This window comes from Ruegeria sp. CDSC051 (assembly GCF_059610665.1).
On the sequence record NZ_JBXWOC010000004.1, the window covers coordinates 180,557 to 205,615 of the forward strand.

23 protein-coding genes are annotated in these 25,059 nt (G+C 57.8%); 11 read left to right on the forward strand and 12 right to left on the reverse strand.

Going from position 1 to position 25,059, the window contains the following annotated elements; all coding sequences use genetic code 11:
* Positions 1 to 2: 2 nt before the first annotated feature.
* The 4 genes from dacB to AC2FH0_RS11470 form a co-directional block, all read right to left on the reverse strand.
* Positions 3 to 1,484, reverse strand: coding sequence for a D-alanyl-D-alanine carboxypeptidase/D-alanyl-D-alanine endopeptidase (dacB, locus tag AC2FH0_RS11455; protein WP_496701697.1), 1,482 nt, complete (start codon positions 1,482 to 1,484; stop codon positions 3 to 5).
* A gap of 66 nt (positions 1,485 to 1,550) precedes the next feature.
* Positions 1,551 to 2,171 (reverse strand): nicotinate-nucleotide adenylyltransferase, encoded by a 621-nt coding sequence (locus AC2FH0_RS11460; RefSeq protein WP_496700825.1) that lies wholly within the window; start codon positions 2,169 to 2,171, stop codon positions 1,551 to 1,553.
* 32 nt (positions 2,172 to 2,203) lie between these two features.
* A complete protein-coding gene (locus AC2FH0_RS11465) occupies positions 2,204 to 2,674 on the reverse strand; it encodes an MOSC domain-containing protein (protein WP_496789370.1) in 471 nt (156 codons plus the stop codon).
* Positions 2,675 to 2,783: 109 nt separating this feature from the next.
* Positions 2,784 to 3,314, reverse strand: a complete 531-nt coding sequence (locus AC2FH0_RS11470) for a YcnI family copper-binding membrane protein (RefSeq protein WP_496700828.1) — start codon at positions 3,312 to 3,314, stop codon at positions 2,784 to 2,786.
* A gap of 593 nt (positions 3,315 to 3,907) precedes the next feature.
* Here AC2FH0_RS11470 and ettA point away from each other — a divergent pair.
* The 4 genes from ettA (at position 3,908) to AC2FH0_RS11490 (ending at position 7,561) form a co-directional block, all read left to right on the forward strand.
* Positions 3,908 to 5,563 (forward strand): energy-dependent translational throttle protein EttA, encoded by a 1,656-nt coding sequence (gene ettA, locus AC2FH0_RS11475; protein WP_496789371.1) that lies wholly within the window; start codon positions 3,908 to 3,910, stop codon positions 5,561 to 5,563.
* A 140-nt stretch (positions 5,564 to 5,703) separates the two neighbouring features.
* A complete protein-coding gene (locus tag AC2FH0_RS11480; RefSeq protein WP_496789373.1) occupies positions 5,704 to 6,306 on the forward strand; it encodes a hypothetical protein in 603 nt (200 codons plus the stop codon).
* Positions 6,307 to 6,617: 311 nt separating this feature from the next.
* A complete protein-coding gene (locus AC2FH0_RS11485; protein ID WP_142635630.1) occupies positions 6,618 to 6,824 on the forward strand; it encodes a cold-shock protein in 207 nt (68 codons plus the stop codon).
* Between the two features lie 179 nt (positions 6,825 to 7,003).
* A complete protein-coding gene (locus tag AC2FH0_RS11490; protein WP_142635628.1) occupies positions 7,004 to 7,561 on the forward strand; it encodes a L,D-transpeptidase in 558 nt (185 codons plus the stop codon).
* Here AC2FH0_RS11490 and AC2FH0_RS11495 read toward each other — a convergent pair whose 3' ends face one another.
* Complete coding sequence (locus AC2FH0_RS11495) at positions 7,562 to 8,221, reverse strand: arylesterase (RefSeq protein WP_496789374.1); 660 nt, start codon at positions 8,219 to 8,221, stop codon at positions 7,562 to 7,564.
* Positions 8,222 to 8,247: 26 nt separating this feature from the next.
* Between AC2FH0_RS11495 and AC2FH0_RS11500 the strand changes: the two genes are divergently transcribed.
* Complete coding sequence (locus AC2FH0_RS11500; protein WP_496706259.1) at positions 8,248 to 8,943, forward strand: ABC transporter ATP-binding protein; 696 nt, start codon at positions 8,248 to 8,250, stop codon at positions 8,941 to 8,943.
* Positions 8,940 to 11,468, forward strand: a complete 2,529-nt coding sequence (locus tag AC2FH0_RS11505) for an ABC transporter permease (protein ID WP_496789375.1) — start codon at positions 8,940 to 8,942, stop codon at positions 11,466 to 11,468. The genes AC2FH0_RS11500 and AC2FH0_RS11505 overlap by 4 nt, the downstream gene beginning before the upstream one ends.
* 2 nt (positions 11,469 to 11,470) lie before the next feature.
* On the opposite strand, the gene AC2FH0_RS11510 is transcribed toward AC2FH0_RS11505, so the two are convergent.
* Positions 11,471 to 11,917, reverse strand: coding sequence for an RrF2 family transcriptional regulator (locus tag AC2FH0_RS11510; RefSeq protein WP_496691756.1), 447 nt, complete (start codon positions 11,915 to 11,917; stop codon positions 11,471 to 11,473).
* Between the two features lie 93 nt (positions 11,918 to 12,010).
* Between AC2FH0_RS11510 and AC2FH0_RS11515 the strand changes: the two genes are divergently transcribed.
* Positions 12,011 to 12,580, forward strand: coding sequence for a gamma-glutamylcyclotransferase family protein (locus AC2FH0_RS11515; RefSeq protein ID WP_142635620.1), 570 nt, complete (start codon positions 12,011 to 12,013; stop codon positions 12,578 to 12,580).
* A 52-nt stretch (positions 12,581 to 12,632) separates the two neighbouring features.
* Here AC2FH0_RS11515 and gltX read toward each other — a convergent pair whose 3' ends face one another.
* Positions 12,633 to 13,958, reverse strand: a complete 1,326-nt coding sequence (gene gltX / locus AC2FH0_RS11520) for a glutamate--tRNA ligase (RefSeq protein ID WP_496789376.1) — start codon at positions 13,956 to 13,958, stop codon at positions 12,633 to 12,635.
* A gap of 140 nt (positions 13,959 to 14,098) precedes the next feature.
* Here gltX and AC2FH0_RS11525 point away from each other — a divergent pair, with 140 nt between their 5' ends.
* Positions 14,099 to 15,031 (forward strand): MBL fold metallo-hydrolase, encoded by a 933-nt coding sequence (locus AC2FH0_RS11525; RefSeq protein ID WP_496789378.1) that lies wholly within the window; start codon positions 14,099 to 14,101, stop codon positions 15,029 to 15,031.
* Between the two features lie 3 nt (positions 15,032 to 15,034).
* On the opposite strand, the gene AC2FH0_RS11530 is transcribed toward AC2FH0_RS11525, so the two are convergent.
* From AC2FH0_RS11530 to AC2FH0_RS11540, 3 genes are all read right to left on the reverse strand, one after another.
* Positions 15,035 to 16,363: an NAD(P)/FAD-dependent oxidoreductase gene (locus AC2FH0_RS11530; protein ID WP_496789380.1), complete on the reverse strand. Its 1,329-nt coding sequence runs from the start codon at positions 16,361 to 16,363 to the stop codon at positions 15,035 to 15,037.
* Positions 16,364 to 16,517: 154 nt separating this feature from the next.
* Positions 16,518 to 16,769, reverse strand: a complete 252-nt coding sequence (locus AC2FH0_RS11535) for a hypothetical protein (protein ID WP_142635612.1) — start codon at positions 16,767 to 16,769, stop codon at positions 16,518 to 16,520.
* A gap of 288 nt (positions 16,770 to 17,057) precedes the next feature.
* The gene (locus AC2FH0_RS11540) at positions 17,058 to 18,716 is read right to left on the reverse strand and encodes an NAD+ synthase (RefSeq protein ID WP_496691761.1); all 1,659 of its coding nucleotides are present in this window, start codon (positions 18,714 to 18,716) and stop codon (positions 17,058 to 17,060) included.
* A gap of 146 nt (positions 18,717 to 18,862) precedes the next feature.
* Between AC2FH0_RS11540 and AC2FH0_RS11545 the strand changes: the two genes are divergently transcribed.
* Positions 18,863 to 20,332, forward strand: coding sequence for an MORN repeat-containing protein (locus tag AC2FH0_RS11545; protein ID WP_142635608.1), 1,470 nt, complete (start codon positions 18,863 to 18,865; stop codon positions 20,330 to 20,332).
* Positions 20,333 to 20,338: 6 nt separating this feature from the next.
* Here AC2FH0_RS11545 and AC2FH0_RS11550 read toward each other — a convergent pair whose 3' ends face one another.
* Complete coding sequence (locus AC2FH0_RS11550; protein WP_496691762.1) at positions 20,339 to 21,004, reverse strand: SDR family NAD(P)-dependent oxidoreductase; 666 nt, start codon at positions 21,002 to 21,004, stop codon at positions 20,339 to 20,341.
* A 283-nt stretch (positions 21,005 to 21,287) separates the two neighbouring features.
* Between AC2FH0_RS11550 and AC2FH0_RS11555 the strand changes: the two genes are divergently transcribed.
* Positions 21,288 to 22,859 carry a 2-isopropylmalate synthase gene (locus AC2FH0_RS11555; RefSeq protein ID WP_281972513.1) on the forward strand — a complete coding sequence of 524 codons (1,572 nt, stop codon included), beginning with the start codon at positions 21,288 to 21,290 and terminating at the stop codon, positions 22,857 to 22,859.
* A 181-nt stretch (positions 22,860 to 23,040) separates the two neighbouring features.
* Here AC2FH0_RS11555 and rlmJ read toward each other — a convergent pair whose 3' ends face one another.
* Positions 23,041 to 23,826: a 23S rRNA (adenine(2030)-N(6))-methyltransferase RlmJ gene (rlmJ, locus tag AC2FH0_RS11560; RefSeq protein ID WP_496789382.1), complete on the reverse strand. Its 786-nt coding sequence runs from the start codon at positions 23,824 to 23,826 to the stop codon at positions 23,041 to 23,043.
* Positions 23,827 to 23,980: 154 nt separating this feature from the next.
* On the opposite strand from rlmJ, the gene AC2FH0_RS11565 reads away from it, so the two are divergent.
* A complete protein-coding gene (locus AC2FH0_RS11565; protein ID WP_142635599.1) occupies positions 23,981 to 25,027 on the forward strand; it encodes a rod shape-determining protein in 1,047 nt (348 codons plus the stop codon).
* The last annotated feature ends 32 nt before the right edge of the window (positions 25,028 to 25,059 follow it).

The following is a 25,059-nucleotide window of genomic DNA, read 5'->3' on the forward strand; positions in this document are numbered from 1 at the left end:
CATCAGCTGCTGCCGGCCAGCTTCCCCCACCTTTCGATCAGTGCGCGCTGCAATTTGCGCGACCTGTTATTCCAGCTCCGCCCGCCTTCGGGCCGTTCACGATACGCTCGGGGGATCGTTGCGCGATGCTCTATGTCGGCCGTGAATATCGCAAAGGCCAGCTCTGCCCCATCCGGTGAGGTTATGAACCCGCCCAGGCCCGAGACAAAGTTCAGGGTTCCGGTTTTCGCATTCACTCTGATCGGATGATCCTTGACCGGCCGCCCCTGACTGTCGGCAAGGGTAAATTTCTTCAGCAAAGGCCGGAGGTCTCCGGCTTTCTGCGCCGCCAGCAGCGCGACCACCAAATCCTCGGGCGCTACGCGTGAATCGCCCCCAAGCCCTGAATGATCGACCATCGCAACCCCGGTCACACCATAGGTCTCTGTGGCCCATCTGTTCATCTCGGCGGCTGACTCCGCCAAAGTCTGCGGTCGCGTACCGCGCGCCCTCGAGGCAGCGAGCCCTACCATCTCGGCAGTGAGGTTGGTCGAGTATTTCAGCATGCCCTGCAATATGCTCTTGAGCGGGTCGCTTTGATGAATGACCAAAGGCGTTCCATTCGGCATCTGCCGCGTGACCTGCGTCCGCCCCAGCACAATTCCGTTGGATCGGGCCAATGTTCTGAAAACGTCACCTGCATAAAGCGCGGGCTTGCGGACAGGCAGCCACCGCGCCCCATCGCTACCTAACGCGCCTTTGGCAACAGTCCACCGGTCCTGACGGGCGCTGGGTTCGTAGGTATAGATCGGCAGGTTGCGGCCCTCGACCTTCATGGACGCCACTTCCACTGCAGGGGTATAGCGCGTGCTTCGGGCATCCATGGTCACGTCATAGCTGGCGCCCTGCTTTTTCCACTCGAAATGCACGCGATTGAAATTCAGAGAAATGCCGCTGATCGCAGGGCTGTACCCCAAATGATCTGGCTGCCCCGGATCAATGCTGAACACGTAAGGCAACGCGCCATCATAAACTTTGAACGCGCCGCGAACCTCGGTGATTCCGGCCTCGCGCAAGTTTGCCGCCATCGTGGCCAGCGCATCCGTATCCAGCAATGGATCACCACCGCCAACAAGAACAAGATCGCCGTTCAATATGCCGTTTTCTATTGGCCCCTCGGCGACCAATGCAGTCTCAAACCTGTAATCGGCACCCAGCACATTCAGCGCATAGAGCGCGGTCAGAGCCTTGCCAACGCTCGCCGGAGGAAGGCTCCGGTCGCCACCATAGGTCTCAAGCACTACGCCTGTATTGGCGTCCGCTACGGCAAAGGCGACCTCGCCGCGCAGGTTCGCGGCATCGACCAAGCGCTCAACACCTACGATCGGCTCATTACGAAGCTGAGGCCTCAGTGACGTCAGCGGTGCCTCAGCCATAACGGCTACAGGCATCAGGGCCGCGCCCAGCCCAGCAATAAATCCTCGTCGCGAATAACGATCAATCATGGGTCAATTAAAATCCCAGAGATCACAGGCAAACAACCTGAGATCCGAATTATGGGCCCACAGGGGCTATTCAGGCAACACCTTGTTGCCCCAATCCCCCTGAATGCGCAACTGGGTCGAACTGACATCCAGCATCGGCACATTCACAAAACACCACGCCGGGGCCTGTGCCCGGCCGAGTAAATGCCGCGCCTGCCCGTCAATCCGGTAGTCGGCATAGCGACGCGCCGCAGGGGACATACGTGCAGAGATGCGGTCTCCGGGACGGGCAACAACGCCAACCGGTACGGTTTCGATAATCGACTGCCAATCCTGCCACTTATGGAATTGCGCCAGGTTATCCGCGCCCATCAGCCAGACAAACCTGACCTGCGGATAAAGCTTTTTCAGGGCTGCGACAGTATTTGCCGTGGCGCGCGTGCCGGTCTGGGCCTCGATATCCGTCACCTCGACACGTGGATGCTGCATCACAGCTTGCGCTGCCTTCACCCGCCGCGCCAATGGCGCAGGCCCGTGCTCTTTCAACGGATTGCCCGGAGAGACCAGCCACCACACCCGATCCAGCCCAAAGGCCTTCATTGCCTCGAGTGTCACATGCACATGGCCCTTATGCGGCGGATCAAATGACCCCCCGAACAACCCCACGACCTGCCCGGGCCGCACATATGGAATGTCACTGCGTTGCATCCCTTGCTGATGTTCAGAACTGAAGGGCGTTGTCAATCAATCGGCTGTACCGCATCACCAAGCCGCACCCGCCCGGGCCGAACAACCTCGGCACACCACCCGCCATGCCCACGCACGGCAGAATAGCCCCCCTTGCTCAGCGCCTCCTCCATCCGGCTGCAAGGGGCGCAGATGACTGTGAACCGCAAAACAGCCTCCCCCACCTGAACCTCGCGCTCTTTTAGGGCCGCCAGATTGATCCCCGACACCACCAAATTGCGCCGCAGTATTTCAGGCGCAACCGGCCCCTGCCCCAGATAAGACCCAATCGCCGCTAAATGCTCCTGCTGGATCAGCGTCACGGCCCGTTTGCCTGCACGGCTTCGGTCGCCATCGAGACCGTTGGCCGAAATCATCGCAGTTTCAACCAACTGCAACTCATCTCGTCGTGCAGGCCGCAATCCGATCCATTCGACACAACCCGACTGCGCCCAGTCGGAAATCAAGGCCTTCAAATCCGCCATTGCCAGTCTTCCCGCTTTATCCCTGTCCGAGCTACAGGCACCGATCGCGCCATACAAGAGCGGCAGTACCAACGCCTGCCGCTCTTAAGATCAGATCAACATTCCGGGGTCAGTGCGAATGCTTACCCTCCGGTTGCAGATACAAGCCCGGCGCGGGATGATCCAAGTCATGCGGATCCTGACCTTCGGCCGGAATTTCCACCCAATTGTGGCTGCCGTTGGCACATTCCTGAATGGTCGGGAAAAACAGCATCTGCTCTGCCGCAAGCGATCCATCCAGCTTGGCCCGGAATACAAACTCATCGTAATGATCATTCGACAATTCGCCGGTCCAGATAATCTCTTGCACACCCGATGTCAGGGTCGTGCCATAGTAGTCGTAGCTGTTGGCATAATCACCCGCGACGGTTTCGAGCTTCCAGCCGGGTTTGGGCATCGGCTTGACCGAAATCACACCTTCGGGGATGGCGATGCGCAGCTTTAGCGTTGCCTCGCCCTCGCAGCCATGGCCGACCCGCATCACCCCCTTGTAGAAGCTGCCCACCTGAGCTTCCTGCTGCTCCAGAGTTGCGTGCGCTTGCGCAGTCGTCCCTATTGCAGCCACGATCATCGCAGCCGATGTAAGTTTCACCAGTTTCATAAGGTATTTCCTTGTTTGACGTTCTGTTTCGTCCGGGGTCAACCCGGATTGAAGCTTCACACCATCCAAGGGGGTCCACGCGCAAAATATGCCGTTGTTGCGCCACGTGGCACCAACTCCACCCGAACTGGAATAAGAAGCGGCACACCCTCAGGGCACAAGGACGCAAGCACGAGAGGGCCACATAAGGTGACACCACTTTCAGCTAAGGTGCAAACCGGGCACCTGCTTTGATCGCCGTTCGGTTGACCGGTTCCACAAATGTCACCGGGGGCAAAGCCAAGCAGAATCGGTTCGGAATCTGCAGATACGGGACGGGTCAGATGCAGACTTGCCAAAATGACAAAGCCCAACGCTGCGAGCAGCGCCAATCCCGTTTTAAGTCGATCCAGCGTCGTCACTCTGGCTTGCCAATTCATATTTATCTTCCGCGACCGCTTAGTACCCCAGCCAGCTCAACGCAACGCCTTTTGAAAACAGCGCGTCGTATCAGGCAATCAAAATCAAACCCGCGATGCGATCCTGATTGCCCCTGCGCCCACGTTTCGCTATCACACCGCCCAACCCAATTTCCCCGACCCAGAGGACACACCATGGCCGCCTATCAATATGTCTACCACATGCAGGGTGTCTCCAAGACCTATCCCGGTGGCAAGAAGTGCTTTGAAAACATCCACCTGAGCTTCCTGCCCGGCGTGAAAATCGGTGTCGTCGGCGTCAACGGTGCTGGTAAATCGACACTGATGAAGATCATGGCGGGGCTCGACAAAGACTTCACGGGTGAGGCTTGGGCGGCCGAGGGCGCCAAAGTCGGTTATCTCCCGCAGGAGCCGAAGCTGGACGAAAGCCTCAGCGTCCGGGAAAACGTCATGCTGGGCGTAGCCAAGAAAAAGGCGATCCTCGACCGCTATAACGAATTGGCGATGAACTACTCAGACGAAACCGCGGATGAGATGGCCAAGCTGCAGGACGAGATCGACAGCCAGAACCTGTGGGATCTCGACAGCCAGATCGATGTCAGCATGGAGGCCCTGCGCTGCCCGCCGGATGATGCCAATATCGCCAACCTCTCAGGCGGTGAAAAACGCCGCGTCGCGCTGTGCAAATTGCTGCTCGAAGCGCCCGACATGCTGCTGCTCGACGAGCCGACCAACCACCTGGATGCCGAAACAATCGCCTGGCTGCAACAGCACCTGATCGACTACAAGGGCACCATCCTGATCGTCACTCACGACCGCTATTTCCTCGACAGTATCACCGGCTGGATCCTCGAACTCGACCGGGGTCGTGGTCTGCCTTACGAGGGCAACTATTCCGCGTGGCTGGAACAAAAGGCCAAAAGGCTGGAGCAGGAAGCCCGCGAGGACAAATCCAAGCAAAAGACTCTGCAGCGCGAGTTGGACTGGATGCGTCAGGGTCAAAAGGCCCGTCAGGCCAAATCCAAGGCCCGGATCAACGCCTATAATGATTTGGCGGAACAGTCCGAGCGCGAAAAGCTGACCCGCGCACAGATCGTCATCCCCAACGGCCAGCGCCTTGGTGGTAAGGTGATCGAGGTCGAAGGCCTGTCCAAACACATGGGCGATAAGCAACTGATCGAGAACCTCGACTTTACCCTGCCCCCCGGCGGTATTGTCGGCGTCATCGGGCCCAACGGCGCCGGTAAATCGACCCTGTTCAAGATGCTTACTAGTCAAGAGCAACCCGACGCAGGCACCATCACGCTTGGCGACACGGTTGAACTGTCCTATGTCGACCAGTCCCGCGATGACCTGAAGGACAACGACACCGTCTGGGAGGCGATCACCGGCGGCGCCGAGATCATCCAACTGGGTGACGCACAGGTCAATTCCCGCGCCTATTGCTCCTCCTTCAACTTCAAGGGCGGCGACCAGCAGAAAAAGGTCTCTCTGCTGTCAGGGGGCGAGCGCAACCGAGTCCACATGGCCCGCCTACTGAAAGAGGGCGGCAACGTCCTGCTGCTCGATGAACCGACCAACGATTTGGACGTCGAAACCCTGCGCGCGCTGGAAGACGCGCTGGTCGATTTCGCCGGCTGCGCCGTGGTCATCAGCCACGACCGCTTCTTCCTCGACCGGATCTGCACGCATATCCTGGCGTTTGAGGGTGATGCCCATGTCGAATGGTTCGAGGGCAACTTCGAGGATTACGAAGAGGACAAGAAACGCCGTCTGGGACCAGACGCGCTGGAGCCGAAGCGGTTGAAGCATAAGAAGTTTGCGCGATGAGACGGAAGCTCAAAAGACGGTTGGAAAAATGGCAACGTAGCGCGCTGAAAATCAGCGCGCCGCTGCGCAAGCGCATCCGGCAAATGTAAAAGACAGATTACTGTGTGATCGTCGCAAGCAATGGCCGGTCGGGCAGTACCATGACCTACCATGCGCTGCGCGATGCACTGGAAAGGCTGGACCCAAACCTCTCGGGTCAGGCCAGTTTCGTGTCTCGGTTGGACGACGCCACCTTCCAGGCGCCGTTTCTTTACAAGACGCATGATTTTCCGCAGGTTTTGTCAAACTGGTCAAAAGATACCCGAGTCGTCTTTTGCTTTGGCTCGACAAAGGACTCTACCTTTTCAGTCTACACAGCGATGGAAGGCTATGGCCCTGAGTGGATAAAAAAGCACTTCTACAATCTGCATGCGACGGGCACATATGACGAGCTTTTCGAACGTGATGTGCTGCAACAGGCACGGCAGATCAAGGAATGGGTCACTTATGACGACATCCCGGTATTGTGCGTTCACTACGATGCGTTGTGGGAATATCAGGACGAAATCTCTGAATTTACCGGATTGAAATTTGTACCGGCTCCGCGGCGTGAACGGGCTGAAAAAGATATTCCGGAAGATCTGCGAAAGGCCGCGAGCCAAATCTACGATCCGATTGACGAAGTGATTTCCCAGCTTCCCAGATGTTTTGTGGCCTCGCCCGAAATGAACGAGATCGTGGGCAAATTGCCGCTCGCAAAGTGATCCTCGGACGGTCTGGCGCGTGACGTTCTTCCGGGCGCTCGCGAATCCAAAAAATTCAGTCTAACCACATACATTGTATAGATTGTTTCAGGATATTCTGATGCGTAGATCCTGATGCCTGGCGCTAGTTTCAGCCGTTCAGGATTGCAAATCCGGCTTGTCACATCTCGTCTGAACTGGCATAATCAGAGTGCTTACGTTTTTCTATTTCGACCCACTGTCTCCTTCTACGGCGTTCAGTCTATCGATACAGACGACGACGCCAGGCTGCCGCAACTCCGTGGGCAGCACCAGATAAGGAGAACACGGATATGCCTTCAGGCACCGTAAAATGGTTCAACACCACCAAAGGCTACGGCTTTATTGCACCCGAAGATGGCGGCAAAGACATCTTTGTACACATCTCGGCTGTCGAACGCTCGGGCCTGACCGGTCTGGCCGACAACCAGAAAGTCACGTACGAGCTGCGCTCGGGTCGTGACGGTCGCGAAAGCGCCGACGACATCCAGCTGGCGTAAGCCGCTGTAAGGGCAGGGTTTTCCTCTGCCCTTTTCTATTTGCGCCTGAGCGACCACCTGTAAAAGTGTGTCCCGGCGATTACATCACAATTCAGTTACTCTTCCCCGACGATTGACCGGATCGGATATCATCCGGACACTATGGTCATGATTTTTCTGTTGTATTGAAGAGAGCTGATATGTTGACACGCCGTACATTCCTGACTGCAACAGCAGCAGCAAGCCTTGTTTCGACCGCCGCGTCGGCAAAGAAAGCCGTCGAATACGACCCCACTCCTCAATTTGTTCGAATCAAAAAGCAATTCCTGCCAGGCCAGCTTCTGGTGGTTCCACGCTCGTTCTATCTGTACTTCGTAACAGAACCTCGCAAGGCAATCCGTTACGGGTGCGGGGTGGGCAAAGCCGGGCTGGAGTTCACCGGAACAGCGACCATAGACGTCAAAAAGGAATGGCCCACCTGGCGCCCCACCAATGAAATGATCGAGCGTGAGCCAATTACATATGCTCGTTTCAAGGATAACGACTATGTGCAGCCTGGCGGTGACGGCAATCCGTTAGGTGCACGGGCGCTTTATCTGTTCCAGAACGGCGTTGACACTTATTTCCGAATTCACGGGACCACTCAGCCGCAGACCATAGGCCGTGCGGCCTCGAACGGATGTATACGCATGCTGAACACGCATGTCATCGACCTGTACCAGCGGGTGCCAATTGGAACAGTTGTGACGGTCGTCTGATCAATCTTCTGCTGATTTCACAAGTTCCAAAACCTTTGGTCCAAGGTCGTCAACGATGAGGGCCACACCACTGGCGTTGGGATGGATGCCATCTGCCTGCATGTATTCCCGTACTTCTTCGGGGTTTCCTGCCGCAGTCAAACCTGTGAAAAAACTTGGCGCATATCCAGTCTGATATCGATCCGCCAGATCGGGGTAGATCGCATCAAATGCGGCTTTATAATCTGGGCCATAATTCCCCGGCGCCTGCATCCCGACCAACAACACGGCGACCTCAGCGCCATCTGCTGCTTTCAGGATCGTCTCAAGATTTGCGCGTGCAACTGCCGGATCAAGCCCTCGCAACAGATCGTTCCCACCCAATGCGACGATCATCCCATCCACGTCGGGCGTCAGTGTCCAGTCTACACGTGCCGCCCCTCCGGCGGTGGTGTCCCCGGATACACCCGCATTGATCAGGCGCACATCCGCCCCTTGTTCCTTCAACCAACGACCCAGCTGCGGGACAAATCCGTCTTGCTCGGGCAGGCCGTACCCTTGAGTCAAAGAATCCCCGAGAGCGGCAATCACTACGGTTTCTGCTGTGGCCGCAAAGCCGCAACACGTGATAAGCACCGGCATCAAAGCCTTGCGCAACATCTCTACTGCTCCATATCCCATTTGATTACCTCGGTTCGGACCAACCCATGATCGCAACTGTTCTATCGCTTGAAAATGCCGCTTTATCGCTGGATGGCAATGCCGGTCAGGTAGATATCCTGCACGACATCACGCTTTCCGTACACAAGGGCGAGACACTGGGTCTGATTGGGCCGTCCGGGTCAGGAAAATCGTCGTTACTAATGCTGATGGGCGGGCTGGAACAGGCGACGGGCGGCCAGGTAACCGCACTCGGGCAAAGTCTGACCCGCATGAACGAAGACGAGCTCGCGCGATTCCGACGCAACAGCATGGGCGTTGTATTTCAGAATTTCCACCTGATCCCCACGATGACTGCCCTTGAGAACGTGGCCACACCGCTGGAGTTGGCCGGTCACAAAGATGCCTTTCAACGGGCCGAAGCCGAATTGGAGTCCGTAGGGCTGACGCATCGACGCGACCATTATCCGGCGCAGCTCTCCGGAGGAGAGCAGCAGCGCGTCGCGCTCGCCCGTGCCTCTGCCCCGCGACCACAGATCCTGCTGGCGGATGAGCCTACCGGCAATCTGGACGAAACAAACGGAGCCGCCATCATTGACCTGCTGCTTGGCCTGCGCGACAGGCATGGTGCTACTTTGGTTCTGGTGACCCATAGCCACAGCCTTGCGCGCAGATGTGACCGTGTTGTTCGGCTGCGCGATGGAAGGATTGCCGATGACACAAGGCAAGAGGCTGCCGAATGAGCCTGCGGATGGCCGGGCGGCTGGCGCGGCGGGAACTGCGCGGAGGTCTGCGCGGTTTTCGGGTGTTTCTGGCTTGTCTTGCACTTGGGGTCGCTGCCATTGCCGCTGTGGGTTCGGTCCGCCACGCCATCCAAACCGGACTGACGCAAGAAGGCGCGGCTCTGCTGGGCGGGGATGCACAGCTGGAATTCACCTATCGCTTTGCGGATGAGGCTGAGCGTGCATGGATGAACGACGCGGCCTTAGCCATCTCCGAAGTCGTCGATTTTCGGTCAATGGCAGTCGCGCAGCAGAATAGTGACCCACAGCGGGCGCTTACGCAGGTCAAATCCGTTGACGACTCCTATCCATTGTTGGGCAAGCCAATACTAGAGCCTCAGATGCCCCTGCGTGACGCCTTTACAGGCCAGCAAGGGGCGCCCGGTGCCGTAATGGCTCCTGCTCTGATCGACCGGCTTCAGCTATCGGTTGGGGATCGGTTTTCACTTGGAACTCAGGAATTTGTCCTGATGGCAGCCCTGATCCACGAACCGGACGGGGCGGCAGACGGGTTTGGATTGGGTCCGCGCACGCTGATCCGCACACAGGACTTGCTGAATTCCGGATTATTGGCACCGGGTACTCTGTTTTCCACCAAATACCGTCTGGATCTGCCGCCGGGGTCTGATCTTACAGCTCTTTCGGCGCAGGCAAGCGAAGCCCTTGAAGGCAGCGGAATGCGGTGGACCGATGCACGGAACGGTGCCCCCGGCATTTCAGAATTTGTTGCCCGGCTCAGCGCTTTTCTGGTTCTGGTTGGACTATCCGGGCTGGCTGTTGGCGGCATCGGCGTATCTGCAGCGGTGCGCGCCTATCTGGCGCAAAAGACTGAAACCATTGCTACCTTGCGTACTTTGGGTGCCGATCGGGCGACCGTGTTTCAGACTTATCTGATCCAGATCGGTATTCTCTCTGGCATCGGCATTTTTCTGGGCATCATATTGGGTGGATCGGTGCCTCTGCTGCTCGCGCCGCTGATCGAAACTCGCCTGCCTGTGCCCGCAGTGTTCTCGTTCTATCCGCAGCCTCTGGCTGAAGCCGCGCTTTACGGCGTGCTCACCGCCTTTTTATTCACGCTCTGGCCCCTTGCCCGTACTGAAGAAGTCCGCGCAGCGACCCTGTTTCGCGATGCGCTGTCTTCGGCGCGCTTCCTGCCCCGTGCAAAATACATCCTAGCGACGGGCATCGGGCTTGCGGCGCTGATCGGCGCAGCTGCCTTTTTCAGCGGATCGGCGCGCCTGACCCTTTGGACCAGCGGCGGGTTGGCCGGAGCGTTGGTTCTGCTTTCGGTGGCGGCGCTGGCAATCCGCAAACTGGCACGCTTGACCACAAAACCCGCCCGAGGGAATCCGCCCCTGCGATGGGCCATGTCAGCCATTTCCGACCCACGCGAAGGAGCCGCATCGGTTGTCCTGTCGCTGGGGCTGGGCCTGTCGGTTCTGGCCGCAGTCGGGCAGATCGACGGCACGCTGCGAAACGCGATTTCAGGAAACCTGCCCGATGTCGCCCCTTCTTATTTCTTCGTCGATATCCAGAAAGAGCAGATGCCTGGCTTTACCGAACGGCTGGAAAACGACCCTGCCGTAAGCCGGATCCAAAGCGCGCCCATGCTGCGCGGGATCATCACGCAGATTAACGGGCAGCCCGCGATTGAGGTCGCCGGGGACCACTGGGTACTGGAAGGCGACCGCGGGGTCACCTATTCCGACGCCCCGCCCTCGAACGCACGGGTCACCGCCGGGGAATGGTGGTCCGAAGACTATTCCGGAACGCCTCAGGTCAGCTTTGCCGCTGAAGAGGCCGAAGAGATGGGCCTGAAGCTGGGTGACCAACTGACCATCAACATATTGGGGCGCGACATCACCGCAGAGCTCACCTCGTTGCGCGAGGTGGATTTCTCGACCGCCGGGATGGGTTTCATCATGTCCATGAACCCGTCGGCCCTGGCCGGCGCACCGCATAGCTTCATTGCCACCGTCTATGCCGAAGAGCAGGCCGAAGCCGCGATCCTTCGTGATCTGGCGGGTAAATTCCCCAATATCACTGCAATCCGTGTCCGCGATGCGATTGACCGGGTCTCGGGTCTGCTGGCCGGGTTGGCCGCTGCGACGTCTTATGGGGCTGGTGTATCGCTGCTAACCGGCTTTCTGGTTCTGATCGGCGCCGCGGCAGCGGGTGAACCCGCCCGGCGGTACGAGGCCGCAGTCCTGAAAACCATCGGCGCCGACCGGCGGCGCATATTGATCAGCTTTGCCCTTCGGGCTGTTCTGCTGGGGTCTGCCGCTGGAATTGTAGCCCTGATGGTGGGCATCCTCGGCGGCTGGGCGGTTGCGACATATATTTTCGACACCAGCTTTGACGTCATCTGGCCATCTGCCATCGGCATCGTATTGGCCGGGATCATCGTCACTCTGGGCGCGGGGTTGATCTTTGCCTTGAAACCCCTTGCCGTTCGCCCGGCGCGCATCTTGCGCGCCAGCGACTGAGTTTATCGGACGCAGGCGACGGGCTGCAAAATCGTCAGCAGATTTGCATTGTCACACACCAGCGAATCCAGCGTGATTTCGTCCAGCGAGGCATAAAAGACCTCGGCCGCGTCCCGCAGCGCAAGGCGCAGCCGGCAGGCGTTGGTGAGCGGGCATGTATTGTCGGCATCCGCAAAGCACTCGGCAATCGGCAAGTCGCCCTCGATATGTCGAAAAACCGAACCGATCCGTATCTGATCAGCAGATCTAGCGAGTACCATACCACCATTGCGACCGCGATGAGTGCTCAGATAATCTAACTGGCTGAGTTGGTTGATCACCTGCGCCAAGTGGTTTTCCGAGATATTGCAGGTCTTTGCGATCTCGGATTTGGTCACCAACCTGTCTGGATTTGCTGCACAATACATCAGTAGGCGCACAGCAATATTTGTCCGCTTGGTTATCCGCATGTTTGCCTCCCTAAGTTCAACATGCTGCCTTATTGCATGTTGGGCAAAAAAGCGGTTTGACATACATCAATTCCCGGTCAGAAGTGATCCCGCATGGCAGACCCCTATTTCTTTGGCTACGGCAGCCTCGTGAATCTCGCGACCCACGATTTCCCCGACCCGCATCCCGCGCAGTTGAAGGGATGGCGGCGGGCCTGGCGGCATACCGATTTGCGCCCGGTCGCTTTCTTGACCGCCATTCCGGATCCCACTTCTGAAATCGACGGCATGATTGCCCATGTCCCAGGCAATGACTGGGACGCGCTGGATCAACGTGAGTGGGCCTACGACCGCGTTCCAGCGACTAAGGCCGTCACCCATTCTCTGCCACACGAGGTTGAGATCGCTGTTTATGCCGTACCTGATGACCGTCAATCCGCGGCCAGCCGGCGCCACCCCCTGCTGATGAGCTATATCGACGTGGTTGTGCAAGGCTATTTGCGTGCGTTCGGGTCCGAGGGCGCCGATCGCTTTTTTGCCACCACTGATGGCTGGGACGCCCCGATCCTGAATGACCGGGCAGAGCCGCGGTATCCGCGCCACCAGGCATTGAAACCGGATGAGACTTGTTTTGTGGATGATCGGCTGAAGCGAATAGCAGCCCAGATCGTAAAGACCTTATAGAAAAAAGGCGCGGCCAGGAGACCACGTCTTATCACAATCTAAGGCACTAAGATCAGCCGCGCGCGCGGATCACCTGCAAAAGGGGCAACAGGGTTGCCATCTCGGGGCCGCGCTCCATCCCTGTCAGTGCCTTGCGTAAAGGCATGAACAGACTCTTGCCCTTGCGGCCTGTCGCGTCTTTCACCGCGCTGGTCCACTGCCCCCATGTCTCGCCGTCGAACGGGCCTTCTGGCAACAACGCCACGGCCTCGGTGATGAACTCTCGGTCTTCATCGGCAATCAGAGGTTCGGCACCGTTACGGCACAGCTCCCACCACCCTTTCAGGTCTGCCAGAGTGGTGATGTTCTCGCGGGCCATGGCCCAGAACGGTTCGGCCAGTTCGGCCGGTACGCCCGCATCTGCCACAGCATCCGCAACGTCGGCCAATGACAAAGATTGCAGGTGTTTTGCCGTCAACGGAAACAGGTCCTGAACGTCAAACTTGGTCGGTGCGGCACCAAAACGACCAATGTCAAATCCATCGATCAGCTCGGCCATCTCTGTCCGCAACTCAACCGGGTCGGATGAGCCCAGACGCGCCATCAAGCTGAGCAATGCTAACGGCTGTACGCCCTGCTCGCGCAGATCACGCAGAGCCAGCGTGCCCAGTCGCTTAGACAGCGCCTCGCCCTGGGGGCCGGTCAGCAGAGAATGATGTGCAAAACGCGGGCAAGTACCACCCAGCGCTTGGATGATCTGAATCTGCGTCGCGGTATTGGTCACATGGTCCGAGCCACGCACCACATCGGTCACACCCATTTCGGTATCATCGACCACCGACGCAATCGTGTACAGAACTTGACCGTCGCCCCGGATCAGAACCGGGTCAGAGACCGAGGCCGCATCAATCGAAATATCGCCCAGAATGCCGTCGGTCCACTCGATCCGTTCATGATCCAGCCTAAAGCGCCAGACTCCGTTGCCACGTTCTGCCCGCAGCGCGTCTTTCTCGGCGTCGTTAAGGTTCAATGCTGCGCGGTCATAAACCGGCGGCTTGCCCATATTCAGCTGCTTCTTGCGCTTGAGGTCTAGCTCGGTCGGGGTTTCGAAAGCCTCATAGAACCGGCCCATCTCGCGCAGCTTGGCGGCTGCCTCGGCATAGCGGTCCAGACGCTCGGACTGTCGTTCGACCCGGTCCCAATGCAGGCCCAGCCACTCGAGGTCCTGCTTGATGGCATCGACATATTCTTCCTTCGATCGCTCGGGGTCTGTGTCGTCGATACGCAGGATGAACGTGCCGCCAGCCTTGCGGGCAATCAGGTAGTTCATCAGCGCTGTGCGCAGGTTGCCCACATGGATGTAACCGGTGGGTGACGGGGCGAAACGGGTGGTTGTCATAGGAGTCTCCTGTTGGCGCGGCTCTTCTCACAGGATGGGCAAATTGTCCAGCCACCGCACCGGTTCACGCCAACGTCAGGTGGCAATCCTCGGGCGATACCCTATCTTCAAAGTGCTGGCACACACAGGGAGATCTCAAAATGACCGTTACACTAACTCGTAGGGCCGCACTGGGCGCGGCGGCAGCCTTGCCTTTTGCATCAGCTGCTACCCCCATCCTGGCTGCAGCAAGCGATACCAAAGCGAATTCAACCATCGCGAAATCGTTCCAGCTGGGCGATTTCACCGTAACAACTCTGCTGGATGGCAGCCTGCCGCGCGATGGCGCCAAAGAGATTTTCGGCGGCGGCGCCACGGATGAGGAATTTGCAAACGTATCGGCCCAGAATTTTATTCCTGCCGATAAAGCCCAGTTCTTTTTCACACCAACGCTGGTCAATACCGGATCTGAACTTGTGCTGTTTGATACTGGCCTTGGGCAAGGCGGCATTCAGGCGGCATTGGCAGATGCAGGCGTGAACCCGGATCAAATCGACGTCGTCGTCATCACCCATATGCACCCTGACCATATTGGCGGCATGACCACAAATGACGCGCCGACTTTCCCGAACGCGCGCTATGTCACCGCATCGACCGAATATGACTTTTGGGCCGCTCAGGATTCTGGCAATCGGGTTGGTGATCTAGTCGCCGCGAAAGTTACTCCGTTGGCCGAAAAGATGACCTTTGTCGGGGATAATGGCGAAGTTCTTTCCGGAATAACGGCCGTTTCAGCGCACGGGCATACACCCGGACACACAGTCTTTCATCTGGAAAGCAATGGCCAACGCCTGGTTCTAACGGCCGATCTGGCCAATCACTATGTGTGGTCTTTTGCTCGTCCCGAGTGGGAGGTAAAGTTCGACATGGACAAAGCCGCAGCCACCGCTTCACGCCGCAATGTGCTGGGGATGCTGGCGGCAGACAAAGTTCCGATGATCGGATATCACATGCCCTTCCCCGCAGCCGGTTACGTCGAGGCGCGCGGCGATGGGTTCCGATTTGTCCCGGTCAGCTATCAGATGATGGGTTAACGTCTAATACCCCGGGTCCGGCCGAATTTTCGACCCGTCCGCAAAGCGGGACAGGCGGAAAACGGCCGGATTAACACAGGGGACATTGCCCGAGACCAGATCAGCCATCAGCCGCCCGGCACCGGGCCCGATTCCGAACCCATGACCCGAGAAACCCGTAGCGATGAACAGGCCGGGCCTGTGGTCCACGTGCGAGATGATCGGGATCGCATCCGGCGTTACATCAATCATCCCTGCCCAGCTTTGAACGATTTCAGCCTGCTTTAGCGCGGGAATGCCAGTGATTGCGCTTTTCCAAGCCCGCCGCAACGCCCGGCGCGATGGTTCGGGATCCAGAGTGCGACAAAGTTCGAACGGTGTCACATCCGTGGGCAACCACCTCCGATCTTGTCGCGCCTCTTCGGCCCACCGCTTCGACACCCGAAACCGCAGCGACCGCCACTCCTGACGAAACGCAGGAAGAAATTGCCACGCCAGACGAAGGCTATCCGGCACGATATCGACGGTGTTTTCGTGCCCGGACGCAATCGTATACCCTCCGTCGTCCCGCTTGCGTATTGCAAAATCGTCCGACCACAAGGCGGCCTCAGGGCCGGAAACCGGAGAGGTTCGGAATACGGTGTTCAGCACCTTCAGTTGTGGAAAATCAACTCCGGCATTCCCTGCAAACAAGCGCGACCACGCTCCGCCCGCCAGTACGACATTGCCGCAGGCCACGCGACCGCGTTCTGTGAAGACACCGACGACACGGTCCGCCTCTGTATCCAGACTGCGCACTGCACAGTTGGTCATCAACAGGGCCCCCCGGTCACGTGCAGCTTCGGCGATTGCGGGTGCAGCCCATTGCGGTTCCGCTCTACCGTCTTGCGGCATAAACAATGCGCAATTCAACCCCGTCCGATGGTCTGGCATTAGTTCCGCCAACAGAGCCCCGGACACCATCCTTGCACCAGTATTCAACCCCTCCACATGGCGAAGCCAGCGTTCAAGATTGCCCTGTTCCCGCTTGCCAGAGGCGCCGAACAGGATACCGGCCTGTGTGAAACCTGTCTTGCGCCCGGTGCGTTGATCGAGCTGCGCCCAGATACGCTGTGATTCCTGCATCAGCGGGATTTCCCGAGGATCGCGCATACCCAAACGCACCCATCCCCAGTTCCGTGAACTCTGCTCGGAGGCAATTTGTCCCTTTTCGCACAGAAGGACAGACATTCCCCGCTCTGACAGTTCGAGGGCGGTTGATGCCCCAATAATTCCTCCACCAATGACAACAACATCAACGGCTTTTGGCAGCTTTAGATCGGGTTCAACAGCATTAGGCTTGGGGCCAGGCATCAACCGCTCATAATTCATTGCACGGACCGCAATGAAGGCGCGGGATCACGACAGACGCAACAGAAGAAACTTTGCGTCAATGACTATTGCTCAGGCCTGTGACCATTCGGCCAACGTGGCAAGCCAGCGCATCTAATTCAGGATTTTGAAAACTTCAGGCCGCGCCGCACAATTCAGCCAGTTTCTGACGCAAAGAGGTAGCGATACCGCCTTCCGGCACCTCGGCTTCTGTTACCAGAAACTGCGCGCCGGGGCCCACCGTCGTGGATTCCTCTTTGGGCACCTCTTCATTCAACAAATTGGCAATGGCAGCATCTACCTTTGCCTCATCCAGAGACCGACCTTCGGATTGCATAGACCGCCATTTTGGCGGTGAATGAAGCGGTTTATCGTATTCATCGTACATAATGGCACCAAATCGTTAACTCAGACATCCAATTTCGGACGCGTCGCTAAAGACCGAAGGGAAAGCTCATTAACACCTATTTCCCACAATGCGTCGCATCCGCCCCACATGGGGCAACAATCAAGCTAAAATGTGGCAAAAAAAAGACCGGGTATCAAGTGGAGCTCGGATACGCCCAAGAGAATCTAAGCCACTGCACTCAAAAATAAAAACAGTTCCAGAAGCAAGCGGTTATTGCCCATAAAATGGAAACAGTTTTCGCGTCAAAATGGTGATTCCTGTAAGGCGTCAGGTCCTGTCGCGCCAACGATTCACGATAGGATACCTGCGATCCAGCCAGAATGCCCGCTTGGTCAAACGTGTCCCCGGGGCGGACTGAAACCGTTTATATTCGCTGATATAGACCAAATGTTCGATCCGGCGCGCAACGGCTTCTTCGAACCCGGCGGCCACGCAATCCGCGATCGACCCATCCTGATCAACCAATATATCCAGAATGGCGTCCAGAACCGGATAATCCGGCAGGCTGTCACTGTCCTTCTGGTCTTCGCGCAACTCGGCACTAGGAGGTTTGTCGATGACCGAGGGTCGGATGACTTCACCCTCAGGGCCTTTCATCCAGCCGCGATGATTGGCATTGCGCCAGCGGCAAGTCTCGAACACGCGGGTTTTGTACAGGTCTTTGATTGGATTATAACCACCGTTCATATCCCCATAGATCGTGGCATATCCAACGGCGACTTCGGATTTGTTGCCTGTGGTCAGCAGCATCTCGCCGAACTTGTTCGACAGGGCCATCAGCAACAGCCCCCGCAGGCGGGACTGGATGTTTTCTTCGGTCAGATCTTCGTCTCGCCCGGCAAACAATGGGGCAAGCGTATCCGTGATCGCCGCGCGCCCCTGTGCAATAGGGACGAAATCATAGTGAACACCCAACGACTTAGCCACCGCTTCGGCATCATCCAAAGAATCCTGGCTGGTATATTCCGACGGCAACATCACGCAGCGAACATTTTCAGCGCCAATCGCATCCACCGCTATTGCCGCGACAAGGGCTGAATCAACGCCGCCAGAGAGACCCAGAACACCCTTTTTGAACCCGGTTTTGGCCATGTAATCACGCAGAGCCTGGACCATCGCGCGATAGTCCTGCTCCCACGCATCTGGCTGCGGCACAATCTCGTCCGGAATTATGCGCCAACCTGCATCGCCGCGTTCAAGATCCACATGCGCTATCGCTTCGTCGAACACAGGCATTCGGAATGCCAGTTCTCCGCCTGGATTCAACCCGAAGGTCGCCCCGTCAAAGACCTGATCGTCCTGCCCTCCGACCATGTTCAGGTAAATCAGCGGCAATCCGGTCTCAACCACGCGCGCCACCATATGGTTCAGGCGCACATCATATTTGTTTCGGAAATAAGGCGAGCCGTTGGGGATCAGCAGAAACTCGGCTCCTGTCTCCTCCAGCGTCTCGGCAACATCCGGATGCCAGCTGTCCTCGCAGATTGGGCTGCCGATCCGAGAGTTGCCAATCGAATAGGGACCGCCCAGCGGGCCGGAATCATACAGGCGCACTTCGTCAAAGACTGTCTCATTCGGCAGGTGATGTTTCAGCACTTTACTGCTGATCCTGCCGTTCTTGAGGATGAGATAGGCGTTATACAGCCGGTCATCTTCGAACCACGGCCCACCGATCGCAATCGCAGGTCCATCGGCGCAACGTTCCGCAAGCGCCTCAACAGCTTTCATTGCGGCTTTGTAGAACGCGGGCTTGATCACAAGGTCCTGCGTATTATAGCCGGTGATGAACATCTCGGGGAAAGCAACAAGTTGGGCACCAGCCTCGCGCGCCTGCTCCCACGCAGAAAAAGCCTTGGCCGCATTGCCTTCCAAATCCCCGACAATGGGATTGAGTTGCGCCAGAGTGATACGGAAACGGTCGGCCATACTGCCCTCTTGCCCTCGTCTGTCCTATTGCCATTTACCAGATCGCACCGCGAGTGAAAGACCAATAAGGCAAAAGCCGTTGCCCTGCCTGCGTCGGTATCCTAGTTTTGCGCAAAAGCACGATGCTCCCGCAGACAGGACCAAACATGAACGTTTTTCGCACTTCAATCGCCGCAGTTGCATTGACCCTGTCAGCGCTGACCGCCTTCGCGCAGAACGATCAGGTAGTCGTGGCCGATGACGAAGTGGGCGGCGTATACGAAGGCACGTTCCTAAATGGCCTGCGGCACGGAACCGGCACCTACCAGTTGCCAGATGGTTTCGAATACGAAGGCGAATGGATCGAAGGCGAAATTCAGGGTCAGGGTATCGCGCGCTATGCTAACGGGTCGATCTATCAGGGCGCCTTTGCCAACGGTCAACCCGAAGGGTTCGGAACGATCATCTATGCTGATGGTGGCAGCTATGAAGGGGAATGGGCCGATGGCTCGTTCAACGGCCAAGGAGTCGCCGTCTATGCCAACGGAGCGAAATACGAAGGTGGGTTCAAGAATGCCCGGCACCACGGCAAAGGCACTCTGACCGACCCGACCGGAGAGGTGTACGAGGGCGACTGGGTCGACGGGGTCAAGCAGGGCAAAGGCAAGATAACCTCAGCCAAAGGCAACGTGTATGAGGGCGATATCAAAGACGGCAAGCGTCATGGCACAGGTAGCCTGACGCGGCCGGAAGGTATGAGTTATACGGGTGACTGGTCCGAAAATCGCATGACCGGAAAAGGCCGTCTACTGCAAGCCAATGGCGATTTGTATGAAGGCGACTTCTTTGATGGGCGCCGACAAGGCAAGGGCAAGGCAACCTATGCCAGTGGCGCCATTTACGAAGGTGACTATCACGATGATCGCCGCCACGGCAAAGGCCGTTTTTTGGGCACGGACGGGTTTGACTATACTGGTGAATGGAAAGACGGCCAGATTGAGGGCCTCGGAGAGCTGACCTATCCTGACGGTTCGACCTATGTCGGTGATTTCAGTGCAGACCTGCCCCATGGCAAAGGAATGCACACCTATCCTGATGGCCTGATTTACGACGGCGACTGGATCGCCGGCGTCTTCGAGGGTCAGGGCAAGGCCACTTACCCGAACGGCGCCATCTACGATGGGCAGTTCAAGAACGGTCTGAACCACGGCACCGGTGTTCTGACATTTGCAAACGGGTACAAATATGAAGGCGATTGGGTCGACGGTGCGCGCCAGGGCGAGGGCACAGCCAGCTTCCCGGACGGAACGACCTACAAGGGCGATTTCAAAGATGGGCAGCGCCACGGGCAAGGATCGATAACCACACCGCGCGGCTTCACCTATACAGGCGGTTGGGTCGAGGGGAAGATCAGCGGCACCGGAACCGCCACCTATGCGACTGGTGACGTGTACGAAGGTGGGTTTTTGGACAACAAACGCCACGGTGACGGCACGATGCGCTATGCTGACGGCAAAGAAGAAACCGGCGTCTGGGAAAACGGTGTTCTGCCGGGTGAAAACACCAGCGAACCGCAGGAGAGTGCTCCGGCAGACGACAGCGCGACAACGGCAACCAGCCCTGCCTCTGACGGTTAGCGGGTCTCACCACGGCACAGGTTTTCCAGCCCAGTCGAAGAACCCGCCAGTGTCTGCGGGCACAAGCGCCCTGGCGACGCTCAGCAGGTTTCGCGCGGCTTCATCCGATTCAACGGTCGGGTGTCGCCCAACATATTTGCGCGTGAATTCTGTACGCACTGTGCCCGGATGCAGAGCCACACAGATCGCCTGTTTGTGGGTGCGGGCCAGCTCAATCGCGGATGTGCGCACAATCTGATTGGCCGCAGCTTTTGAGGCCCGATAGCTGATCCATCCCCCCAGCTGATTATCTCCGATTGATCCGACGCGGGCGGACAACACCGCCACGACAGATCGCCTACCCCGTGGTAGCAGCCGCGCAGCGTGTGACAGCACAAGGGCCGGACCAACCGCATTCAGGGCAAACTGGTCCATCATTGCCTGCGCTGAAATTGATCTGATGGACTTCTCCGGCTGTGCACCATTGATTTCCAAAGCACCCGTCGCAATGAAGATCATGTCAAACGGGCATTGCAATGCTTCCAGAGCCGGGCCGACAGCTTCGACATTCGTGAGGTCGAAACCATCTGCAGAACGCGACAAGGTGGTTACGTCTACGGATTGCATGGTCAACAGCCTTTGCAGCGCGGCACCGATACCACCCGAGGCACCTATGATGAGAGCTTTCTCCATTCCGGATCAACTAGCGGTCTTCACTCGGCAATCAACCGTCACGGTTCGTGCAGGTTTTGACGTCTGCATGAAATTCCTACTTTTCATTCCCCGCATGCGCTGTATAAGCTCAACCCCATGATCAACCGCGCAGATATCCTTGTTGCCGACACCGCCCCCTGCGGTGCGTCTCTGCGTGGCCTACTGATCCTAATCCGCCTCTGAGCGTGCCACCCGGCGCGCCCGCTCAGAGGAGGACGCCCGCGCGCCATAGGCTTTAGGACAGAAGAAGAAAGAGAATCCCATGACCAATGTGACCGACCAAGACCGCGTCTTGATCTTTGACACCACTTTGCGCGACGGCGAGCAGAGCCCCGGCGCGACCATGACCCATGCCGAAAAGCTGGAAATCGCGGAACTGCTGGACGAGATGGGTGTCGACATCATCGAGGCCGGTTTCCCGATCGCATCAGAAGGCGACTTCAAAGCCGTCAGCGAGATTGCCGAGCGATCACAAAACAGCCGCATCTGTGGGTTGGCCCGTGCGAATTTCGCTGATATCGACCGCTGCTGGGAGGCGATCAAACACGCTGGCAAGAACCGCATCCACACTTTCATCGGCACCTCGCCGCTGCACCGTGCCATTCCGAACCTGACCATGGACGAGATGGCCGACAAGATCCACGAAACCGTCAGCCACGCCCGCAACCTGTGCGAAAATGTACAGTGGTCGCCGATGGATGCGACCCGGACCGAGTGGGATTATCTGTGCCGTGTGATCGAGATCGCGATCAAGGCCGGTGCCACAACGATCAACATCCCCGACACTGTCGGTTACACGGCACCTGTCGAATCCGCTGACCTGATCAAGCGCCTGATCGAAACGGTTCCGGGCGCGGATGAGGTGGTGTTTGCCACCCATTGCCACAACGATCTTGGCATGGCGACGGCGAACTCTCTGGCGGCTGTCGCTGGTGGTGCGCGTCAAATCGAATGCACCATCAATGGCCTTGGCGAGCGTGCGGGCAATACTGCGCTGGAAGAAGTTGTGATGGCGCTGCGCACCCGCAATGACATCATGCCGTGGCACACTGGCATTGATACCACCAAGATCATGCATATTTCGCGCCGGGTTGCGACGGTTGCGGGCTTCCCGGTTCAGTTCAACAAAGCCATCGTCGGCAAGAATGCCTTTGCGCATGAAAGCGGGATCCATCAGGACGGCATGCTGAAGAACCGAGAGAATTTCGAGATCATGCGCCCTGAAGATATCGGCCTGTCGGGCACCTCTCTGCCGCTTGGCAAACACTCGGGCCGGGCTGCGTTGCGCGACAAGCTGGAAACGCTCGGTTATGAGGTCGGTGACAATCAGCTCAAGGACATCTTCGTGCGGTTCAAGGATCTGGCCGACCGCAAGAAAGAGGTTTTTGACGACGACCTGATCGCGTTGATGAGCCAGGATGATGAGGCCGACGATCACCTGCAGTTGGTTTCGATGAAAGTCACCTGCGGCACCGGCGGTCAGGCGGAATCGACGGTCGAGCTGGAAGTGGATGGCAAGGACATTGTCGCGACCGAACATGGCGACGGTCCAGTCGATGCCACCTTCAAAGCCGTTCGCCGAATCTATCCCAACACCGCCCGCCTGCAACTGTATCAGGTCCATGCTGTGACCGAGGGTACTGATGCGCAGGCAACCGTATCGGTTCGGCTGGAAGAGGACGGCATGATCGCCACCGGTCAGTCAGCGAATACCGATACGGTCGTGGCATCCGCCAAGGCCTATATCCACGCACTGAACCGCCTGATCATGCGCCGTGAAAAGGCCGGGCCAGGTGCAGACACGCGTGAAATCAGCTATAAGGACCTGACCTGACCGCCAGATGAAACTCCCAAGGGCTCCCGCACCCGCGGGTGCCCGGCTACACCGGACGCCCTTGCGGCTTTGGGCCCGGCAGCGCGCATGCGGCGCGCTGCCGGGCCCAACACGTTTGACGGCATCTTTAGATGCTGGCAGATGAGGCGGGAGAACCTTGTGGTCCGAAATCAGACTGGCGTCACAGCCCTTTGAACAGCTCTGACAGACGGTCCATTTCATCTTGGATGCCAAAGGGCGCGTTCAGTAGGAACATGCCAGATCCGACCATTCGGTGGCCTTCACGCGCAGGTGCAAACCGGACTTCATGACAGATCGCCTTGGGAAAGCCCTGCGCCTTCAACGCGGCAACCATCGGGGCCTGACGTTGATCGGTCAGGATCGGATACCAAAGCGCGATGACGCCCACATTCCATTTACGGTGCAGTTTTGAGATCACGCCCGGCAGCCGGTCATAATCCGCCTTCACCTCATAGCTGGGATCAATCAACAGCATCCCGCGCCGCGGAGTTGGTGGCAGCAACGACTGCGCCAGCTCAAACCCGTCCTGTTTGTACTCCTTTGCCCCAAAGGGGGACATGGTCATCGACAATGCCGCGTATTCCTGCGGGTGCAGTTCTGCGAAATGCAGACTGTCCTGATCCCTCAGCAGGTTGGCCGCGATCAGCGGTGAACCGGCATAGCTGTTTTCTCCGTGCCGTTCATGGACCTTGGCCAACGCCAGAGACAAAGGATGATCTGCTGGGAACCACCCTTCGCGCTGCGCTCGCTTGATACCTACGGCTGCCTCGCCTGTGCGCACGGCTTCTGCTGCGTCTAACTGGTACAGGCCACGCCCGGAATGGGTTTCCAGATAGGTTATCGGCTTATCTTTTCGCGTCAGATAGTCCAGTACCCATGCCAAAAGAGCGTGCTTTTGAACATCAGCCAGATTCCCGGCGTGGTAAATGTGTTGATAAGAGAGCATGTTGCCTTCTAAAGTCCCTCTCAATAAGGCGGAAAGGTGCTGAGTTACGCGGAATCAGCCCTTTTACCGGGCGAGATGGCACCCTATAAGACATCCGTCCCGGAACCGTCGAGTCGCGGGCAGTAGAAATTCTGACGAACGGGATCAGTACAACATGGGCATCTTTGGCAATCTGGGCGGCTTGTTCTCAGCGGACATGGCGATCGACCTTGGAACAGCAAATACGCTTGTTTATGTCAAAGGGCGCGGTGTGATCCTGTCGGAACCTTCAGTTGTGGCTTACCACGTCAAGGATGGGGTTAAGAAAGTCCTCGCCGTCGGTGAGGATGCCAAGCTGATGCTGGGCCGAACCCCTGGTTCGATCGAAGCGATCCGCCCCATGCGCGAAGGCGTGATTGCGGATTTCGACACTGCTGAAGAGATGATCAAGCACTTTATTCGTAAGGTGCATAAACGCTCCACCTTCTCAAAACCCAAAATCATTGTCTGTGTCCCCCATGGTGCTACGCCTGTTGAAAAACGGGCCATTCGCCAATCGGTTATGTCCGCAGGCGCTCGCCGGGCGGGACTGATCGCCGAACCCATCGCTGCGGCTATTGGTGCAGGAATGCCCATCACTGACCCGACCGGCAACATGGTCGTGGATATCGGCGGCGGCACCACCGAGGTTGCGGTTCTGTCGCTGGGAGACATCGTCTATGCCCGTTCGGTCCGCGTCGGCGGAGACCGGATGGATGAGGCGATCATCTCTTACCTGCGCCGCCAGCAGAACTTGTTGGTGGGTGAATCCACCGCCGAGCGGATCAAAACCACCATCGGAACCGCCCGTATGCCTGATGACGGGCGCGGCCAGTCGATGCATATCCGTGGCCGCGATCTGTTGAATGGCGTGCCCAAAGAAATCGAGATCAGCCAAGCGCAGGTCGCCGAGGCCCTGTCGGAACCGGTTCAGGCAATCTGCGAAGCCGTTATGACCGCACTTGAAACTACGCCGCCTGATCTGGCCGCAGATATCGTGGACCGCGGCGTCATGCTGACCGGTGGCGGTGCTTTGTTGGGCGATTTGGATCTGGCACTGCGGGAACAGACAGGTCTGGCCGTATCGATTGCTGATGAAAGCCTGAACTGTGTGGCTTTGGGCACCGGCAAGGCACTGGAATACGAAAAACAGCTGCGCCACGCGATTGACTACGAAAGCTAAGGCGCGCACCCTCTAAAGGGTACATTCGGGCG

What these genes read in the sequence shown, in the direction of transcription:
- AC2FH0_RS11555 (WP_281972513.1), top strand. Translation starts at nt 21,288, where the DNA reads ATGACCAATGTGACCGACCAAGACCGCGTCTTGATCTTTGACACCACT.
- gltX (WP_496789376.1), bottom strand. Translation starts at nt 13,958, where the DNA reads ATGACAACCACCCGTTTCGCCCCGTCACCCACCGGTTACATCCATGTG.
- AC2FH0_RS11510 (WP_496691756.1), bottom strand. Translation starts at nt 11,917, where the DNA reads ATGCGGATAACCAAGCGGACAAATATTGCTGTGCGCCTACTGATGTAT.
- AC2FH0_RS11480 (WP_496789373.1), top strand. Translation starts at nt 5,704, where the DNA reads ATGACCTACCATGCGCTGCGCGATGCACTGGAAAGGCTGGACCCAAAC.
- AC2FH0_RS11540 (WP_496691761.1), bottom strand. Translation starts at nt 18,716, where the DNA reads ATGGCCGACCGTTTCCGTATCACTCTGGCGCAACTCAATCCCATTGTC.
- AC2FH0_RS11535 (WP_142635612.1), bottom strand. Translation starts at nt 16,769, where the DNA reads ATGTACGATGAATACGATAAACCGCTTCATTCACCGCCAAAATGGCGG.
- AC2FH0_RS11460 (WP_496700825.1), bottom strand. Translation starts at nt 2,171, where the DNA reads ATGCAACGCAGTGACATTCCATATGTGCGGCCCGGGCAGGTCGTGGGG.
- rlmJ (WP_496789382.1), bottom strand. Translation starts at nt 23,826, where the DNA reads ATGCTCTCTTATCAACACATTTACCACGCCGGGAATCTGGCTGATGTT.
- AC2FH0_RS11495 (WP_496789374.1), bottom strand. Translation starts at nt 8,221, where the DNA reads ATGGGATATGGAGCAGTAGAGATGTTGCGCAAGGCTTTGATGCCGGTG.
- AC2FH0_RS11565 (WP_142635599.1), top strand. Translation starts at nt 23,981, where the DNA reads ATGGGCATCTTTGGCAATCTGGGCGGCTTGTTCTCAGCGGACATGGCG.
- AC2FH0_RS11490 (WP_142635628.1), top strand. Translation starts at nt 7,004, where the DNA reads ATGTTGACACGCCGTACATTCCTGACTGCAACAGCAGCAGCAAGCCTT.
- AC2FH0_RS11470 (WP_496700828.1), bottom strand. Translation starts at nt 3,314, where the DNA reads ATGAAACTGGTGAAACTTACATCGGCTGCGATGATCGTGGCTGCAATA.
- AC2FH0_RS11485 (WP_142635630.1), top strand. Translation starts at nt 6,618, where the DNA reads ATGCCTTCAGGCACCGTAAAATGGTTCAACACCACCAAAGGCTACGGC.
- AC2FH0_RS11515 (WP_142635620.1), top strand. Translation starts at nt 12,011, where the DNA reads ATGGCAGACCCCTATTTCTTTGGCTACGGCAGCCTCGTGAATCTCGCG.
- AC2FH0_RS11505 (WP_496789375.1), top strand. Translation starts at nt 8,940, where the DNA reads ATGAGCCTGCGGATGGCCGGGCGGCTGGCGCGGCGGGAACTGCGCGGA.
- AC2FH0_RS11550 (WP_496691762.1), bottom strand. Translation starts at nt 21,004, where the DNA reads ATGGAGAAAGCTCTCATCATAGGTGCCTCGGGTGGTATCGGTGCCGCG.
- AC2FH0_RS11500 (WP_496706259.1), top strand. Translation starts at nt 8,248, where the DNA reads ATGATCGCAACTGTTCTATCGCTTGAAAATGCCGCTTTATCGCTGGAT.
- dacB (WP_496701697.1), bottom strand. Translation starts at nt 1,484, where the DNA reads ATGATTGATCGTTATTCGCGACGAGGATTTATTGCTGGGCTGGGCGCG.
- AC2FH0_RS11545 (WP_142635608.1), top strand. Translation starts at nt 18,863, where the DNA reads ATGAACGTTTTTCGCACTTCAATCGCCGCAGTTGCATTGACCCTGTCA.
- AC2FH0_RS11525 (WP_496789378.1), top strand. Translation starts at nt 14,099, where the DNA reads ATGACCGTTACACTAACTCGTAGGGCCGCACTGGGCGCGGCGGCAGCC.
- ettA (WP_496789371.1), top strand. Translation starts at nt 3,908, where the DNA reads ATGGCCGCCTATCAATATGTCTACCACATGCAGGGTGTCTCCAAGACC.
- AC2FH0_RS11530 (WP_496789380.1), bottom strand. Translation starts at nt 16,363, where the DNA reads ATGCCTGGCCCCAAGCCTAATGCTGTTGAACCCGATCTAAAGCTGCCA.
- AC2FH0_RS11465 (WP_496789370.1), bottom strand. Translation starts at nt 2,674, where the DNA reads ATGGCGGATTTGAAGGCCTTGATTTCCGACTGGGCGCAGTCGGGTTGT.